Raw genomic sequence first — 15,738 nt, forward strand, 5'->3', positions numbered from 1 at the left:
ATAAAAAATGAAAAAAACTACTTTTTGCTTATTCTATCTTTTATCAGTTTTTAGTTTTGCCCAAACAGAAAATACTGAATTTGAACGAATGATTGAATCAGAAATGAAATCTGCTTCTAATTTACAGACAATGGCTGTAAATCCAAATACTCAAAACTACAATGTAACATATCATGAGTTGCGATTTACCGTAGACCCTGCAAATTATTTTATTAGTGGGGTGGTAACAACAACTTTTACTGCATTGTCAAATATGACAACTGTAACCTTTGATCTAACAAACGAGTTAACAGTAAGTTCAGTAACTTTAGCAGGAAGCCCTCTGGTTTTCGCACAAAATGCAAATGAAGAATTAGTAATTACACTTCCAAGTGTTTTAAATACCGGAAATAACGCAACAGTTGTTATAACATATTCAGGAGCACCTGCATCTGGCGAAGCAGCTTTTACAGCAACAACACATTCTGGAACACCAGTAATATATACTCTATCAGAACCATTCGGAGCCAGAGATTGGTGGCCATGCAAGCAAGATTTAAACGACAAAGTTGAAAGTGTAGATATTTATATAACCGCTCCTTCTACCTATACTAGTGTAGCTAATGGTATTGAAGTTTCTCAAGTTGTTAATGGAGGAAACAAAACAACTCATTTTCATCATAATTATCCTATTCCTGCATATTTGATTGCTATAGCAGTAACCAATTATCAAGTTTTTACACAAACAGCTGGTACCATACCAAATGATTTTCCAATTGTAAATTATATTTATCCAGAGAATTACACCAGCGCAGTAACTAGTTTAGCTCAAACTTTACCAATAATGAATTTATATGAAAATTTATTTGAGGCTTATCCTTTTCATCAAGAAAAATATGGTCACGCACAATTTGGCTGGGGTGGTGGAATGGAGCATACAACCGTTTCGTTTATGGGAAGTTGGGGCAGAAATTTAATTGCTCATGAATTAGCCCATCAATGGTTTGGTGACAAAATCACTTGTGGTTCTTGGAAAGACATTTGGTTAAATGAAGGCTTTGCAGAATATTTATCAGGTTTAGTTGTTGAAAATTTAGATGGAGCTGCTAGTTTTGTTTCATGGAAAAATAGCAAAATATCAAATATTACTTCCGTTTCCAATGGCGCCGTTTTTTTAACAGATACAGAAGCAGAAAATGTAAATCGTATTTTTAGTTCAAGACTTACATACAATAAAGGCTCTATGGTGGTTCATATGTTAAGATGGAAAATGGGAGATACAGCTTTTTTTCAAGCTGTTAAAAATTATCTTGCAGATACTAATTTGGCATATGGTTATGCATTAACAAACAATTTAAAATCGCATTTAGAAGCAGTATACGGAAGCAGTTTAACTGAGTTTTTCAATGATTGGCTATATATGCAAGGATATCCAACTTATACTGTAACTGCTCAAAACTGGGGTCCTGGACAAGCAAAAATAACCGTTAGCCAAACACAATCTGATCCAAGTGTTTCTTTTTTTGAAATGCCCTTAGAAATAAGATTAACGAGTGCTGGTGGAGCAAATCATGATGTAGTAGTTAATCATACAACTAATGGACAAGAGTTTGTTGTTGCTGTACCTTTTGTAGTTGCTGGAGTCACTTTTGATCCCAACAAGCATATTATTTCAAAAAACAATGTAGTTACTTTAGGGAATGAAGCCTTTCAATTAGAAGAAACCGTTTCGATTTATCCAAATCCCACAAATGATGAATTACATATTATGATGCCAACTAATGTTCAGTTACAAAAAGTAGAAATTTACAATACATTAGGCCAATTAGTTGGCTTGCAAAGTACAGTTGATTTTAATGTAAATAATTTATCCTCGGGACTACATGTGATTAAAATCACTACTTCGGAAGGGATAATTCATAAAAATTTTATAAAAAAATAGGCCAACTATAAAAATATGATAAAAAGTAAGGTGAAAACCTTACTTTTGTCGTTTAAATAAAAGCATAAAAAATGATTCAAGTAGCGCAAATATTATTCATATTATCGGTTTTAGTAATTCTTCATGAATTTGGCCATTACATTACAGCAAAAATGTTTAAAGTACGAGTAGAAAAATTCTATTTGTTTATGGACGCTGGTTTTTCATTGATTAAAAAGAAAATAGGAGAAACTGAATGGGGAATCGGATGGTTGCCACTAGGCGGTTATGTAAAATTATCAGGAATGATAGATGAAAGTTTGGATACAGCTCAAATGAGTGAAGAACCTCAACCATGGGAATTTCGTTCAAAACCTGCTTGGCAACGATTAATTATAATGCTTGGCGGTATTATTGTAAATATAATTTTAGCTTGGTTAATCTTCACGATAATGTATGCAACCGTAGGCCAAAAATACATTGCAACTGAAAAAATTCAAGAAAATGGATTGGCTTTTGGAGAGGTAGGCCAGTTTGCAGGGTTTAAAAATGGCGACAAAATTTTAGCTGTAGATGGCAATTTTCAACCTAGTTTTAACAGAATGACATTAGATGTTTTACTTGGTGATAAGGTAGAGGTAGAACGTAATGGTAAGAAAATAGAGGTTGTTTTAACCAACGAAATTAAAGGTGAAATCATCAGCAAAGAAGGTAAAGAGTTTGTTGGTCCTCGTTTTTCAAATACAGTTGTTGATTCTGTTATTTCAAAATCGGCAGCAGATATAGCAGGTTTGAAGAAAGGAGACAAAATAAAAGCTATAAATGACAGTACTTTTACATATTATGATGAGTTTAAAGAACTAATTTCTAAACATAAAAATGATAGTGTCTCTTTATCTGTTTTGAGAGGAACTCAAATGGTTGAATTGAAAGCTAAAGTAGATAAAGAAGGGAAACTAGGTTTTGTTAACAAAGCTTTAGATAAATTAGATTATGAAGTAAATAATAAATTGTCAATTGGTCAAGCTATTCCAGCAGCTGTTAAAGAATCATGGGCATTATTAGTATACAATGTGAAACAATTCAAATTAATTTTAAAACCGTCAACTAAGGCATATACTAAAGTGCAAAGCCCAATCGGAATAGCACGTCGTTTACCAGATGAATGGAATTGGGAATTTATTTGGAATTTTACAGCGTTATTTTCAATAGGATTGGCGTTTATGAATTTATTACCTATTCCTGGACTAGATGGTGGCCATGCATTATTTACTATCGCAGAAATGATAACTGGAAGAAAATTATCAGATAAAGCAATGGGATATGTACAAACCGGAGGAATGATTATCTTGTTGAGTTTAATGGCTTTAACTTTTGGAAAAGATATTTACCAATTAATTGTAGATAAAGTTTTGTAATTTTTACAGAAAATAATTTGCGTTAATAAAAAATCAGTTTATATTTGCACTCGCTAAAAAGATAAATATTTTCCTCCTTAGCTCAGTTGGTTAGAGCATCTGACTGTTAATCAGAGGGTCCTTGGTTCGAGCCCAAGAGGGGGAGCAACTTTTTAGCAAAACATAAACCCATGAGGTTATTCCTCCTTAGCTCAGTTGGTTAGAGCATCTGACTGTTAATCAGAGGGTCCTTGGTTCGAGCCCAAGAGGGGGAGCATAAGTGGACAAGCCATTCTTCGGAGTGGCTTTTTCATTTTTAAAATCTCCGAACTTATTGATATTTAAGGTAAGAAGGGTTAATAAATCATTTTCACTTGCGGTTCGATATTTATTTTTGTGAAATATTATTTTTTCTGGAAATATCGAACCACAAATTTTTTGTTTAACATCTACATTACATTTTTTGTAGTATTCCTTTATATTATATAGAAAAGGAAAGCCGTAATTTATATATTTCTGAAATTCTGATTTATCTATACTTAGCTCTTGTTTTTTTAATTCCCATTCCTCTAACTCTTTCTGTATTCTGAGTTTTATTGAATTATATTCAGTTTTGTCAATTATATCATCTAATAGTTTATCTTGTAATGATTCTAGTTTTGATCTTAGCTGCCTTATTTTGTCATCAGCTTGTTTAATTTGTTTTTGTCTATCTTTTTCATTACTGTTGAAAATATCTTCAAGGATTATATTGTATAGATTTAAAATATCTTTTTTTATTTTGAAGCCATCTAGTAAATCTTCAAAAGAACTATGCGCTAAGTCAGCTCTAAATCTTGTCTTACAGCCTTTTTGACAGTGATAATAATAATGTTTGACCCCATTTCTGCTTGTGGACGGACTTCCAGTAAGATTACCGTGACAGGAATTACAGATTAAATGACCTCGAAGAGGGAAGTCTTCGTTTCTTGATATTTTAACTAAATTTGCTTTTTTTTTACCAGAAATAATTTTTTGTACTTTATCAAACAAGTCTTTCGTTATTAAGGGAGAATGCGTTCCTATAATTTCTTCTTCTGGCTCATCTTCCCATGATTTTATTTTAATTATCCCATAATAATATGGATTTTTAACAATATTTAAAAATGTTTGTTTGCAACATTTTCTTAATCCTTCTTTAATCAGTTTTCTTCTTACCTCTTCAATAGGATATATGTCTAGTGAAAGAATTTCAAAGCCTTTAATAATCAACGGAGCTGTTTCAGGGTCTTTTATGACAGTTTTGTTAATTATGTCATTAAGATACCCTGTAGGGGCTTTCCCAATTGTACGACCCTCTCTAGCTGCTTGACGCATCCCTCTTTTTGTGTTCTCGCCTCTAAGTATATTTTCGTATTGTGCAAGACCAGCACTAAAGTATTGTTGGAAAAAATTTTGTGCGTTTTTGAAATCGAAATATTGGTTTTCAGTAATACTATAAACTCTAATATTGTATTTTGCCAAAATATTAATCATGTCGTGAGTTTCAAATGCATTTCTTGAAAACCTATCAATTTTTGTTACGACAATTGTGTCAATTTTTAAGCGTTTACTTTTTATTTCATATATTAAGACTTTCCATTGTGGTCTCAAGAAATCTTTTGCAGAATGATCATCTTGAAAATGAGAGACTATTTTCCAATCTAATTTTTCGCAGTGTTGTTTTATTCTCTTCTCTTGTTCTTGGAGACTGTAACCGTTTTCTTTTTGTTCATCAGTCGATACTCTTGTGTACATCACTACTTGGTCCATGTTGTTCAATTTTAAAGTTATCGTTTTCTATCTCTGCAAGTTTATATAGTAGTTCTCGAATACGTTTAATTTCATCTTCGGTATATTTTTGAGTTGAGTGCTTTAAAACATCTTTGCACTTTTCAATGGTAACCATAGTTTTAAAGCGTTATGGTGGTTTTTGTACCGTCATTAAGAATGATTTCTGCTTTTACAAAGCCCCAAGATGAAATATATTTCATTATTTCTTTGTTTTCAACTAAGGTTCTCGGGTCTTCTATTAGCCTTACATCCCCAGTTTTTACATGTAGTTGAATTGACTTAAAATCTCCTGTTTTTAGAAAATATAAAAAGGTCATTTTTTCATTACTTTCATAAGGGTTTGAGATTTTAAAATCTACCGAAAGTGCATTTTGCGGGTATTCTAAAGAGATAAATTCTGTTAAATTGAAAAGTATGTGTGTGGGATATAATGCTCTTGATGCTCTTTTCCAATGTGTGTCATGTGAAATTACTTTAGCATAACCATCTTCAAGTATCATGAGTACTTGAGGTTCTCTGATTATTGTGTTAATAATGCTAAACTTTAATAATGAGAAATTTTTTATTGGAGATTGCGTTAAATCTTTTCGAGTTTGTTTTAAAGATTCTAATGGAAGCCCAAATTTTCTTGCTTCAACAACAATGTTTAGCCAAATACTTTCAAGTCTGTCAAATCTTCGTATTTTACCTTTATCTTCATCTTTAACAAAGATAACATCACTATTAATCCAGCTGTTTAGAACCCTAGCAGATTGCTCATTTTTTGTTCCAACTTTAACTTGATGCAAACAATGATTTATAATTTCACTATTTGTAAATTGTATAAAAGACTCGGGTAGTTCGTTGTAAATTTCCTTTAATGACTCTTGATTTAATTTGTCATTATATTCTTTTAGTTTTTCATAATTTAGTTCCATAGATATATTATTTTTTTACAAAGATATAAAAAAATATTACTCTAGCGTAACAAATGAAAATAAAATTAAGAAGTATATGTAATATTATGTTTCTATTTGTGCCTCATTTTCAACTCTGATGGCTTCGTAGATTTCCAAATTTGAGTTTAATACTTCGATTGAGACAACCAGTGAATATGGAACTTCTCCGTTTGTTTTGTCCCAGCCTTTATGACCTCTTACAGCAAAACTTATATCATCTGTTAGCTCATGAGATTTAATAATTGTCCAATCCTTTTGAACAGTACTGTTGTTTCTACTAATTCCATCGACAGTACCTCTTGTATCACTTTTTATTCTCCAATTCCAACCAGCCATTCCGTTTCTCGTGTCTCTGTCATAAACAGTTTCCCCTTCTTCAATTTCTTTAAGGACATAATCTTTAAAATCTTCAAATGATTCTCCAACCTTCGAGGTTGTCCAATCAAGCCAAGTCGATAAGTATGATTTTGTCTTTTGTCTCGTCCTTCTGACTTTTGTGGTATATGATAATGTGACTTCAATTAAAATGTCATGTTCTTCAACATGAGATCTCAAAAATTCTGGGATGTTTAATGAGTATATGTGACCTTCTTCTGCTTTTATTTCGCCTACACTATAGAATGTTGCCCTTTGATGAGTGTTTCTAGTTACTCGTTCTAAAGAGGGTATTCCGTAGCCAAAATGTTTTATGCATTTTGATGTTGGGTTTTCAAAAAAGGCATTTGGTAATCGGGCACCTTGAATAACTAATGCTCTCAATAAATTTACATCCTCATCTGGATATAATTTCAATAATTGAGCAACAATATATGAAACTTTAGGTGTAGCAAATGAAGTACCAACAATGTCCTTTCCAATTGCAGAACCACCGTTTAATGTTGAACGAATAAGTTCAGGCGAAATAGATTCTTTATTTGAAACAATGTTTCCAGTTTTAGAAATTGCTAAACCTCCACCATACTCAACTACATCAGGTTTAATCATTCCCCATATACCTGTTCCGATTCTTGAAAAAGCGGAAATTTCATTTTCAATACCTAGTGATACAAAATCATCATCTTCAAAATTTGCATGATTAACAGAGCCTACTGTTATTGCAAAACTACTTTGAGCTGGATTCGCAATTCTACAATATTTTTCATCTAAAAAATTTGGATAACTAATGCCACTATTAGTATAATGTCTTATGTCTTCTTTGCTTATATTTCCTGCAGAAATCAAAAAAATCACTTTTTTCTGATTTATTAGAGTGTCTATAGTTGCTGCCCATGAAGACATGTGTTTTATTCTTGAAGCTACATTTGAATTTATGGAAAGATTGAAAATTTTACAATCTTCATTATCTTCCACAATATTTTTCATAAGTTCAGCAGGTAATTTATGAGTAAGTTTGTTATCTCCATTCAAAACTCTTAAATTTCTAATAAAGCATGGTAATTGATAAGGTTGTTGTGTTGAAGTTATTCCATTTGGATATAAAATCGCACCTGCTACACGTGTACCATGTCCTCCATTTTTAGTATGGTCGGCTGTTGAATTATCTCCATCAATATAAGATTTTGAATTTCCATCAATAATTGAGGGAGAAATTAACTTATGCCCCTCCATTATCCCACTGTCAATTACACCAACTTCTGGAGAATTTAATTCTGGAGCAATAACTTCAATTTCTATACTTCCGACTTCTTCGGTTTCACTATTTAACCCAATAATATCATCAGTTTCAGAAACTTCAAATACAAATGGATAATTTAATACTAAATCTTTTAATCCTTTACCCGTAATTTCTATTTCACAACAAAAGCTATCATCAAGACTAATAATGCCGCTTGTTAAATTACCATAATGACTTATAAAAGCTTCAAATTCATCTTGACGTTCTAAAAAGCGATCATCTCTTTCTCTTTGATTTTCATTGTATCTTTGAAGATTTCTTTCATATAATCTGCTATTTGGATTTGGTGCATTTCCTAGAGGCTTGTCAAAAGCAATACCAACCTCTAGTTTATATGTCCTATCATCAACGATGTCACTCCAAATAGATTTTAAATAATCAGAAAGAATGTGTTCTGGCTTCCAATTATTTCCATCAATTATTTCCCAAAAATCTGCAATTTTTGCTCCACCATGCTGTTCATTTAAAAACTTACTTATTTTTTCATCAAGTGAAGTAAAGGCGTCTAAAGAAGCTCCAATAATATACCCCTCATCTTCTTCAGAAATTACTTCAATTCCAAATTGTTTTAAATCAAAATCATAGGTGATTAAATCAGGATTTATTTTTAAAAAAATTGGAATTACATCCTTATCCAAAGGAGCTAAGTTAAGTGCAGCTCTTCTGTTAATTTCGTCTTGCCAGCTTGTCTTTATTTGATTTGTTTGACCTGATAAATATCCAAAGTGTCCCTGTTTGTTGTTTTTATTTTCTTCTGAACGTGGATTTGGGTTTCCTCCACCATGTAAGCGAGGCTTTCCCGTAACCTTTTGAAGGAATTTTAAATGAGGAAATCTCTCCATGTTTTATTTGTTAAAAGCCAAATTTTCTTCTAATGCTTTATCCAAATCATCTGCAGAAATTTCTTTGTGGGAGTTTATAATAGATTTTTTTGCCGCATCGTTTGCAATCTTAACAACTAACGCATAAGAAAGACCCTGCATATTTTTCGCGTAATTCTTTAGGTCAATTTTTTTATTAAGGTTTAATGCAGAAAATGTTATTTTAAGTAAATCTACAATTTCATTTTCATTTGGTCTTGGAAGCTCAATAATTTCATCAAATCTTCTGAATAAAGCTTTGTCTAAACTGCCTTCCAAATTTGTAGTAGCAATCAATATTCCTTGCCCACTATATTCTTCTAGTAAACCTAAAACGATGTTTACGATTCGATGGATTTCGCCAACATCGTTTGATTTTACATCTCTTTGCTTACCAATTATATCAAATTCATCTAAAAGAAGCACGCAAGGATACTTTTCAAGGCTCTCAAACAACTTATTTAAGTTAGATGCCGATTCCCCAAGATATGATGAAATTATAGTATCAAAACGAACTTTATAAAAGGGCAATCCTAAATCCCATGCAATTCTTTCAGCAGTCATGCTTTTACCGCATCCCGAACTACCATAAAGAAGTATTTTTTGGCGTGGTCTTAAACCATGATGTGCCAATCTTTCTCTGGCAACATATTCTTTTTCAATTCTCAATATTTTTTCTTCTACAACTGGTGCAAGAACCATATCGTGTCTTAAAAAATCATTTTCTATATGAGTTGCTAAAGGTAGTTTGTATCTTCTATCAGCTGGAATTGAAAAAACATCATCTCTATTTCTTGTTAATTTTAAAGTTGGATTCTGTTGAGGTTCTAAAACTCGAGCCAAATTACCCTCTAAAATCGTATCAAGTTTATCTGCTAATTTAGTGTGTCCTTTTTTTCTTTCATCATCAATAATAGTATAGGCTATCCTTACCAAAGGCTCTTCTTTGTTACCTTCGATAGATTTAAATAATCTTGTTAATAGCGTTTGGTTCATTTTAAGAATGATTTATTTGTATAAAAATACAAAAATAATGATTTAGAATGGATAATACTATTCAAATATTGGGATTAATTTTTATGTTCTTTTTAAGAAAAGAAGCTTTTAACAAGCACTTCATATGTGTTAAATCAAGCTCTGGTAATGTTTTTAGAATAAACAAGTTTAAATTTTTTAATTTTTCTCTGTAGCGCTGAGTATTCCAAACATAAAAAAGCCGCTTATTTAGCGGCTTTTTTATTCTGTATAAATTTATTTTAGCGAATGTAATATCCAAGATTTGATAAGCGAAAAGACATTGCCTGTTCACTAACCTTAAATCGCTTAGCAAGATGTTTCACTGCTTCATCACCACCAAATTCGCACTCATCAATCTCGTTAGAGATTAATTCTCTAGGCATCAATAAGGCAGCGGCAAAAGCATTTGCTTCTCTTTCTTTGAATATTTCTCCTGTTGCAGATGCATTATTTCTATACATTACTTTAGAAGTTTTATTAACAAAAAAAGGTTGGTCTTTTGAATGTAAGGTAAGATGTCCAATTTCGTGAGCGATTGTAAATCGCTGACGCTTAACATCTTCCGTAGAATTGACAGAGATAACAGCTCTATTATTGTTAATGGCAAGTAAGCCTGAAATATCACTTTCAAAATCAAAACGCTTTTTAATCAGCTCAATTTTTAAATGCTTTACTAGCTTATCAATATCAAAACCAACTTTATAAAATCCATTATCTCTTAAAAGATTTTCTGAACTTTCTTCTATGTGTTTAAATATCATCCGTATCGTTATTAAGTAAATTGTCTATTTCTTTCTGAAAATTTTCGTCTAAACCATACTTTTCATAGTATTGTTTTAGTGGGTTCATGTTATTATCCGCATTGATAATTTCTTCAATTTCTCCATAAGTAGGTAAAACAGTATAGATGTCCATGTTCAACTCTTTACAAATTTTATAAATTATTGATAGAGGTGGCTTCTGTCTTCCGTTTTCTATATTAGTTATGGAAGTACGCCCAATACCTACCTTGTCACCTAAATCAATTTGGTTGATTTTGAGATATTCGCGGCGTCCTTTAATCCTGCTTCCTAATATTTTATAAAGGACTGAATTAAAATTTGGCATAATTAAGTGTTTTTATAATCTGAATTTCAGCACAAAGGTACTGAATAATAACAACATAAAATGTGTTTTCTTATACAAAGATAAGAAAATATGTTTATTACGCCAACGTTTTGTCGATAAAATAACATTGTTTGTCTAATAAACATAAAAAAAAGATGTTTTTATAGTAAACATATTGAAATAATTATTATATTTGTACCAATATGTTTTTCGAGTAAAAACAAAAAACCCAACTCTACCATTTGCACTGGTTAAATTGGGTAACTTATAGGGTTAATGTTTGTCGCATTTTTTTAAGATATTTTTATCTTAAATAATCCCTTTGTTCTGTACTACAAAAGTAATGATTCTTTTTGGATTATGCAAATTGTAATACACATTCTGCACAGTTAATTGTATTACTATCCCCTACAATTGGCTGCCTTAATCCGGGGAGACATACTTAAACAGATGGAACACATCGACAAATCAGGCTCTTTGAAGCCAACGTTAAAATTAATAGTCAACAAAAAAGACTATGAATGGACTCAGCAATACATTACTGGTGCTGAAATTAGAGAACTTGCTGGAATTTCTGAGGAAAACAAGCTCTATTTAAAAATTTCTGACCCTTGGGATGACGAACTAATATTCGAAGACACAAAGGTCAATTTGGCTCGTCAAGGTATTGAGCATTTTTATACTACAGAAAAACTAAGATTTACTGTTAATGGTAATATGCACGAATGGTCGGAGCAATTTATTACTGGTAATCAGATTCGTGAAGTGGCTAATATTGATGCCGATGACAAAATCTTCCTTGACAACAAGAAACCTTACATCGATAACTTGATTGATGATGATGAGCAAGTAGATTTAGCACGTCCTTCCGTTGAACGTTTCTATACTGTTCCAGTGAACTTTGAAATTGAAATTTTGGTAGGAGGAGACCCTTTTAAATGGACTAAGGCTCAAATCAGTTTTGAAGAAGTTATTATACTTGCTTACGGTTCGTATAATGATAATCCAAATGTTGCCTATACTGTAGCTTATGAGGACGGTCCTAAACAGAACCCTGAAGGCTCTATGATTAAAGGAACGGCTGTTTATGTTAAACATAAAATGATTTTTCATGCAACCGCAACTGATAAGTCATAATCCTGACATGCTACGGCTTTGGGAAGCCGGGTATGATATGGAATTTATAGGTGGACAGTATTTACTGGTCCACCAGATTCCATATGTAAACTCTAACTGCGAGGTTTGCTTTGGAACTATTGTTTGTGTATTAGCACTGCGCACACCACAAGTGATAGGTCCAATGGGAGATCATACGGTTCGTTTTATTGGAGAGACTCCTTGTCACGTCGATGGTCGCTCATATAACGAAATCATTATTAACAGTACGGCGCAACAATTAGCACCGGGAATAGTAGTAAATTTTCAATTCTCAAGTAAACCTAGAGGTACTGGTATTTATACTGATTATTACGAAAAAGTACGAACATATGCTGAGATACTCAGTGCGCCTGCAAAAGCAATTGCGCCAACAGTAACAAGCAGACCGAGAAAGGAGGTAACAAAATGATGGATGAAGTTTTTAAATACCCCGACACCAATTCGTCTAGAGCAGGAATCATGGCTTTGAACACCAAGTTTGAAGGGCATAAAATTGCGATAGTGGGAGTTGGCGGGACAGGTTCTTATATACTTGATTTGGTTGCTAAAACTCATGTTGCTGAGATTCATCTATATGATGGAGATGTTTTTGAGGTTCATAATGCTTTCCGAGCTCCTGGTGCTTGTCCGGCAGATAAGTTTGACTCCGATGGTAATCTTTCTAAAGTTGGCTACTTCACCGAAATTTATTCTCACTTACGCAATGGTGTAATTCCACATCATGCATACGTTAATGAATCAAATATTTCGGAATTAGCAGACTATGATTTTGTTTTTATCAGTGTTGACAGTAACAAAGTCAGAAGTTTTATTACAAAGGAACTTCTTAGGTTAAAAATACCATTTATTGATGTAGGCATGGGTTTGAAACAGGTCGGTGACCAACTCTTGGGAACGATTCGCGTTACAGCTGGAACACCTAATTATTTCGAACACCTCCCGCACCGTATTGGCTCTGAAGAGTTCGCAGACAATGAATATGCTACCAATATTCAGATTGCAGATTTAAATTGTCTTAACGCGGCATTTGCAGTCCTTCGCTGGAAGAAGATGGTTGGTTTTTACCAAGATTTAAAGAAAGAACACAATAACTTATATTTTACGAGTACTGGAAAATTGCTTAATGAAGACCTTGCTGACATTTAGTTTCGTAGAATTCATTCCTCGTGTATTAGAGGAAGGGATATTGTATATTACCGTGGAATATAAAACCGCAGTGCATCTTTGTGCCTGCGGTTGCGGTAATAAAGTCATTACTCCAATTACTCCAAATCATTGGAAATTGACTTATGACGGTAAAACAGTTTCTTTATCACCTTCTATAGGGAACTGGAGTTTTGAATGTAAATCGCATTATTGGATTAAACATAATGAAATTATTGTTGCTCCTTCTTGGTCAGAAATTCAGATTGATAAAAACAGGAAATCTGATTTTAAAGCCATAAAGAAGTATTTTAAAAGAAAGAAAAAAGATTAATTATTAAATTTTACAACATGGCTGAAAGAAAGACGTATCACGTCACAAAAACAGAGACCGGCTGGCAAGGAAAAGCCGAAGAAGGTCAAAGAGCATCTACTACAGGTAATACAAAAGCCGAAGTAATGCAAAGAACCATTGAAATCGCTAAGAATCATAATGGAAATTCAAATGTTATCATTCATAAACAGGATGGTAAGTTCCAAGAGGAGAGGACATACCCAAAAAGTAGTGACCCGTCTCAGACTCCCGGATAAAAAAAAACAGCCCTCTAGAGGGCTGTTTTATATTTTAGGAAAAAGTTAATGATTCTGCGATGGGTTCTCTGCGGTTAATTCTGGACTTTGTTGTGCTTGTTCAAGCGCGTCTTCATTATTTATTGTTCTTTCCATATCTGACTGTTCTTTAAGTTTAAAATTATCGTTTAAGTTTTCATTATTGTCGGTATCAGCTTTCACCTCATAATACGACATCTGCTTGTGATTGTAAGCAGGCTCAAAAGTTTTGTATCCATATACAATAGCCAAAATTAAATATGCCAGAAAAGCAAAGAACTCCACCTTTATTAGACTCAAGCCTTTTTCGTTAGCTCGAAATAAAAGACAAATATACGAAATATCTGATTATTATGCAAGTATTTATGAATAAAATACGAAATTTATTTATAAAATTAACTTATATATAGTTAAATCTATAATGTCCCCAAAAATATTCTTTCATCATCATCAGAACGCCCCGGTTGCCAATAGGCATCTCCTGTTATTTCTGCTGGAATTTTATAAACTAAATTTGTAGTTATTGATGTTAATGGATTTATTTGTTCAAGTAAAGCACCAAAGCCCTCAGCCATTACTGATTCAGATTTGTCAAATTCATAGTCTTTTCCATTATAGTTTATCCAAACTGAACCCTCGATTATCATTCGACTTTCACTGTCAGTATTTTTAAATGTTGAATTAATTATCAAATACTTATTTCCTTCTTCTGGTTTCAAGTCTGAAAACTCATTTCCGGTATTTACTCTGTCTGTTAAATCTACTTTATTTGCAGTTATATCGAAATAATCGGTTTTTAGAATTTCTCCGATTTTTACTCCAGTTTGTTTTTCTACAACCTGTTCTTTTGAATTTGATGATTTCTCTACTGTTTTTTCTTTTTTTTCTTTCCCAGCATTTGAGATTATGCCGATTACAATTAGTACTCCGAAACCAATTAGTATTTTTTTACCTAGGCTCATTTTCTTTTTTGGTGTTTGATTTGTTTCCATTTACTGTCTTTATTTGTTTAAGTTGTTTTTTGGCACTATTGCCGATTAAATTGATCTTACTTTTGATAAATGATATACTACAAATATATAAAAATGTAGTATTTTAAGGTTACAAATAATAATGTTTTTGCTTGCAACTTGCATAAATGCAAAGTCTAACAGAAATCGAAATAGCAAACTTGTCGAATACAGTTCCTAAACTAGTAGGGGAACAGGTTGTTGTGTTTAGAAAAAAGCTGAATCTAACTCAAACTGAATTAGCTGAATCGATAGGAAAAGATAGACAATACCTATATAAAATTGAAAAAGGTAAAGTTACTCCCAACATTGTTACTTTATCAATAATAGCCAAAGCATTAAAAATATCTCTTTCGGATTTATTGGGAAATGTTAAAGTTTAAATTATTTGCAAGATGTCTTCTTAGTAAAAATAAAACTTGACTTCCTGAAAACTCCATCCCCATACTTGTTTTAAACCCATTTTTATTTAGTTCAAAAGCAATTCTTCGATAACTTAAATTATCTTTCTTTAGAGATATGATTAGTGCAGTTGCTTTACGATTGTTTTCGTTGTTAAGGGCTTTTTGGATTGTAGCTTCAATTCCCTTTAATCTTGCTTCATTTGTCAAATTTTGTGGCGAACCTAGTTTTACTCCTTTTCTTTTTAATTCAGCTAAAGCATCTTTAGTTCGTTTGCTTATTCTTTCTCTTTCATCTTGAGCCAAAACAGCCATTATTCCAATTGTGACTGAATTTGCTTCAGGTATGTCAGTACAAACAAATTCAATATTAGAATCTCTTAAAGTGAAAATGAAAGAAGCATTTCTCGAAAGCCTATCTAGTTTAGCAATTAATAATATTGCTTTATCTTTTTTGCATTGTTCAATAGCTTTTAGTAATTCAGGACGGTTGTTGTTTTTTCCTGATTCAATTTCTTCGTATTCATTAATTAAAACATCTTCTTTTTTAAGGAAAGTATTAACCATGCTCTTTTGAGATTGTAATCCCAACCCTGAATTTCCCTGTTGTTGAGTGGAAACTCTATAATATGATACATATTTTTTCATAGTGTTATAAAGTATAAACGGACGTTTAGATTATTATACATTCTTTTTTAATTTTTTTATCTC

General features: G+C 32.3%; 17 protein-coding genes and 2 tRNA genes. 10 read left to right on the plus strand and 9 right to left on the minus strand.

Annotation, left to right across the window (positions count from 1 at the left end):
• The first annotated feature begins 7 nt into the window (after positions 1 to 7).
• The 4 genes from VK164_RS08080 (at position 8) to VK164_RS08095 (ending at position 3,572) form a co-directional block, all read left to right on the plus strand.
• Entirely contained in the window at positions 8 to 1,921 is a 1,914-nt protein-coding gene (locus VK164_RS08080; RefSeq protein ID WP_324208860.1) for a M1 family aminopeptidase, read from the plus strand.
• A 71-nt stretch (positions 1,922 to 1,992) separates the two neighbouring features.
• Complete coding sequence (gene rseP, locus VK164_RS08085; RefSeq protein ID WP_324208861.1) at positions 1,993 to 3,318, plus strand: RIP metalloprotease RseP; 1,326 nt, start codon at positions 1,993 to 1,995, stop codon at positions 3,316 to 3,318.
• 71 nt (positions 3,319 to 3,389) lie between these two features.
• Positions 3,390 to 3,463 (plus strand) — tRNA-Asn (locus VK164_RS08090).
• 35 nt (positions 3,464 to 3,498) lie between these two features.
• Positions 3,499 to 3,572: transfer RNA gene (locus VK164_RS08095), tRNA-Asn, on the plus strand.
• On the opposite strand, the gene VK164_RS08100 is transcribed toward VK164_RS08095, so the two are convergent.
• The 6 genes from VK164_RS08100 to VK164_RS08125 all read right to left on the minus strand — a co-directional run bounded on the left by VK164_RS08100 (position 3,538) and on the right by VK164_RS08125 (position 10,706).
• Positions 3,538 to 5,088: a recombinase family protein gene (locus VK164_RS08100; protein ID WP_324208862.1), complete on the minus strand. Its 1,551-nt coding sequence runs from the start codon at positions 5,086 to 5,088 to the stop codon at positions 3,538 to 3,540. The two genes, VK164_RS08095 and VK164_RS08100, sit on opposite strands and share 35 nt — an antisense overlap.
• 140 nt (positions 5,089 to 5,228) lie before the next feature.
• Complete coding sequence (locus VK164_RS08105) at positions 5,229 to 6,026, minus strand: hypothetical protein (RefSeq protein ID WP_324208863.1); 798 nt, start codon at positions 6,024 to 6,026, stop codon at positions 5,229 to 5,231.
• 84 nt (positions 6,027 to 6,110) lie between these two features.
• Complete coding sequence (locus tag VK164_RS08110) at positions 6,111 to 8,564, minus strand: S8 family peptidase (protein ID WP_324208864.1); 2,454 nt, start codon at positions 8,562 to 8,564, stop codon at positions 6,111 to 6,113.
• A gap of 3 nt (positions 8,565 to 8,567) precedes the next feature.
• Positions 8,568 to 9,578, minus strand: coding sequence for an AAA family ATPase (locus VK164_RS08115; protein WP_324208865.1), 1,011 nt, complete (start codon positions 9,576 to 9,578; stop codon positions 8,568 to 8,570).
• Between the two features lie 260 nt (positions 9,579 to 9,838).
• Positions 9,839 to 10,360, minus strand: a complete 522-nt coding sequence (locus VK164_RS08120; protein WP_324208866.1) for an ImmA/IrrE family metallo-endopeptidase — start codon at positions 10,358 to 10,360, stop codon at positions 9,839 to 9,841.
• Positions 10,350 to 10,706, minus strand: coding sequence for a helix-turn-helix transcriptional regulator (locus VK164_RS08125; RefSeq protein WP_324208867.1), 357 nt, complete (start codon positions 10,704 to 10,706; stop codon positions 10,350 to 10,352). The genes VK164_RS08120 and VK164_RS08125 overlap by 11 nt, the downstream gene beginning before the upstream one ends.
• A gap of 450 nt (positions 10,707 to 11,156) precedes the next feature.
• Between VK164_RS08125 and VK164_RS08130 the strand changes: the two genes are divergently transcribed.
• The 5 genes from VK164_RS08130 to VK164_RS08150 are packed head-to-tail and all read left to right on the plus strand — an operon-like array spanning position 11,157 to position 13,598.
• The gene (locus VK164_RS08130; RefSeq protein WP_324208868.1) at positions 11,157 to 11,843 is read left to right on the plus strand and encodes a multiubiquitin domain-containing protein; all 687 of its coding nucleotides are present in this window, start codon (positions 11,157 to 11,159) and stop codon (positions 11,841 to 11,843) included.
• A gap of 7 nt (positions 11,844 to 11,850) precedes the next feature.
• Positions 11,851 to 12,273 (plus strand): DUF6791 domain-containing protein, encoded by a 423-nt coding sequence (locus VK164_RS08135; protein ID WP_324208993.1) that lies wholly within the window; start codon positions 11,851 to 11,853, stop codon positions 12,271 to 12,273.
• Positions 12,270 to 13,010: a ThiF family adenylyltransferase gene (locus VK164_RS08140; protein ID WP_324208869.1), complete on the plus strand. Its 741-nt coding sequence runs from the start codon at positions 12,270 to 12,272 to the stop codon at positions 13,008 to 13,010. Before VK164_RS08135 ends, VK164_RS08140 begins: the two co-directional genes overlap by 4 nt.
• The gene (locus tag VK164_RS08145) at positions 12,988 to 13,341 is read left to right on the plus strand and encodes a DUF6527 family protein (protein ID WP_324208870.1); all 354 of its coding nucleotides are present in this window, start codon (positions 12,988 to 12,990) and stop codon (positions 13,339 to 13,341) included. The genes VK164_RS08140 and VK164_RS08145 overlap by 23 nt, the downstream gene beginning before the upstream one ends.
• 17 nt (positions 13,342 to 13,358) lie before the next feature.
• Positions 13,359 to 13,598 carry a DUF2188 domain-containing protein gene (locus VK164_RS08150; RefSeq protein WP_324208871.1) on the plus strand — a complete coding sequence of 80 codons (240 nt, stop codon included), beginning with the start codon at positions 13,359 to 13,361 and terminating at the stop codon, positions 13,596 to 13,598.
• 45 nt (positions 13,599 to 13,643) lie between these two features.
• On the opposite strand, the gene VK164_RS08155 is transcribed toward VK164_RS08150, so the two are convergent.
• Together VK164_RS08155 and VK164_RS08160 are read right to left on the minus strand one after the other, a co-directional pair.
• Positions 13,644 to 13,916, minus strand: a complete 273-nt coding sequence (locus VK164_RS08155; protein WP_324208872.1) for a hypothetical protein — start codon at positions 13,914 to 13,916, stop codon at positions 13,644 to 13,646.
• Between the two features lie 116 nt (positions 13,917 to 14,032).
• The gene (locus tag VK164_RS08160) at positions 14,033 to 14,608 is read right to left on the minus strand and encodes a DUF4352 domain-containing protein (RefSeq protein WP_324208873.1); all 576 of its coding nucleotides are present in this window, start codon (positions 14,606 to 14,608) and stop codon (positions 14,033 to 14,035) included.
• 146 nt (positions 14,609 to 14,754) lie between these two features.
• On the opposite strand from VK164_RS08160, the gene VK164_RS08165 reads away from it, so the two are divergent.
• Positions 14,755 to 15,009 (plus strand): helix-turn-helix transcriptional regulator, encoded by a 255-nt coding sequence (locus VK164_RS08165; RefSeq protein ID WP_324208874.1) that lies wholly within the window; start codon positions 14,755 to 14,757, stop codon positions 15,007 to 15,009.
• Here VK164_RS08165 and VK164_RS08170 read toward each other — a convergent pair.
• Entirely contained in the window at positions 14,986 to 15,675 is a 690-nt protein-coding gene (locus VK164_RS08170) for a recombinase family protein (RefSeq protein ID WP_324208875.1), read from the minus strand. The two genes, VK164_RS08165 and VK164_RS08170, sit on opposite strands and share 24 nt — an antisense overlap.
• Positions 15,676 to 15,738 lie beyond the last annotated feature (63 nt).

Origin of the sequence: Flavobacterium sp. (assembly GCF_035299005.1) — a bacterium.
In the GTDB taxonomy this organism is placed as follows: domain Bacteria; phylum Bacteroidota; class Bacteroidia; order Flavobacteriales; family Flavobacteriaceae; genus Flavobacterium.

Excerpts from the sequence above, each read along its gene's own strand:
- VK164_RS08165 (WP_324208874.1), top strand. The coding sequence starts at position 14,755 with ATGCAAAGTCTAACAGAAATCGAAATAGCAAACTTGTCGAATACAGTT.
- VK164_RS08150 (WP_324208871.1), top strand. The coding sequence starts at position 13,359 with ATGGCTGAAAGAAAGACGTATCACGTCACAAAAACAGAGACCGGCTGG.
- VK164_RS08110 (WP_324208864.1), bottom strand. The coding sequence starts at position 8,564 with ATGGAGAGATTTCCTCATTTAAAATTCCTTCAAAAGGTTACGGGAAAG.
- VK164_RS08160 (WP_324208873.1), bottom strand. The coding sequence starts at position 14,608 with ATGGAAACAAATCAAACACCAAAAAAGAAAATGAGCCTAGGTAAAAAA.
- rseP (WP_324208861.1), top strand. The coding sequence starts at position 1,993 with ATGATTCAAGTAGCGCAAATATTATTCATATTATCGGTTTTAGTAATT.
- VK164_RS08135 (WP_324208993.1), top strand. The coding sequence starts at position 11,851 with ATGCTACGGCTTTGGGAAGCCGGGTATGATATGGAATTTATAGGTGGA.
- VK164_RS08080 (WP_324208860.1), top strand. The coding sequence starts at position 8 with ATGAAAAAAACTACTTTTTGCTTATTCTATCTTTTATCAGTTTTTAGT.
- VK164_RS08130 (WP_324208868.1), top strand. The coding sequence starts at position 11,157 with ATGGAACACATCGACAAATCAGGCTCTTTGAAGCCAACGTTAAAATTA.
- VK164_RS08100 (WP_324208862.1), bottom strand. The coding sequence starts at position 5,088 with ATGGACCAAGTAGTGATGTACACAAGAGTATCGACTGATGAACAAAAA.
- VK164_RS08140 (WP_324208869.1), top strand. The coding sequence starts at position 12,270 with ATGATGGATGAAGTTTTTAAATACCCCGACACCAATTCGTCTAGAGCA.
- VK164_RS08145 (WP_324208870.1), top strand. The coding sequence starts at position 12,988 with ATGAAGACCTTGCTGACATTTAGTTTCGTAGAATTCATTCCTCGTGTA.
- VK164_RS08115 (WP_324208865.1), bottom strand. The coding sequence starts at position 9,578 with ATGAACCAAACGCTATTAACAAGATTATTTAAATCTATCGAAGGTAAC.
- VK164_RS08120 (WP_324208866.1), bottom strand. The coding sequence starts at position 10,360 with ATGATATTTAAACACATAGAAGAAAGTTCAGAAAATCTTTTAAGAGAT.
- VK164_RS08105 (WP_324208863.1), bottom strand. The coding sequence starts at position 6,026 with ATGGAACTAAATTATGAAAAACTAAAAGAATATAATGACAAATTAAAT.
- VK164_RS08125 (WP_324208867.1), bottom strand. The coding sequence starts at position 10,706 with ATGCCAAATTTTAATTCAGTCCTTTATAAAATATTAGGAAGCAGGATT.
- VK164_RS08170 (WP_324208875.1), bottom strand. The coding sequence starts at position 15,675 with ATGAAAAAATATGTATCATATTATAGAGTTTCCACTCAACAACAGGGA.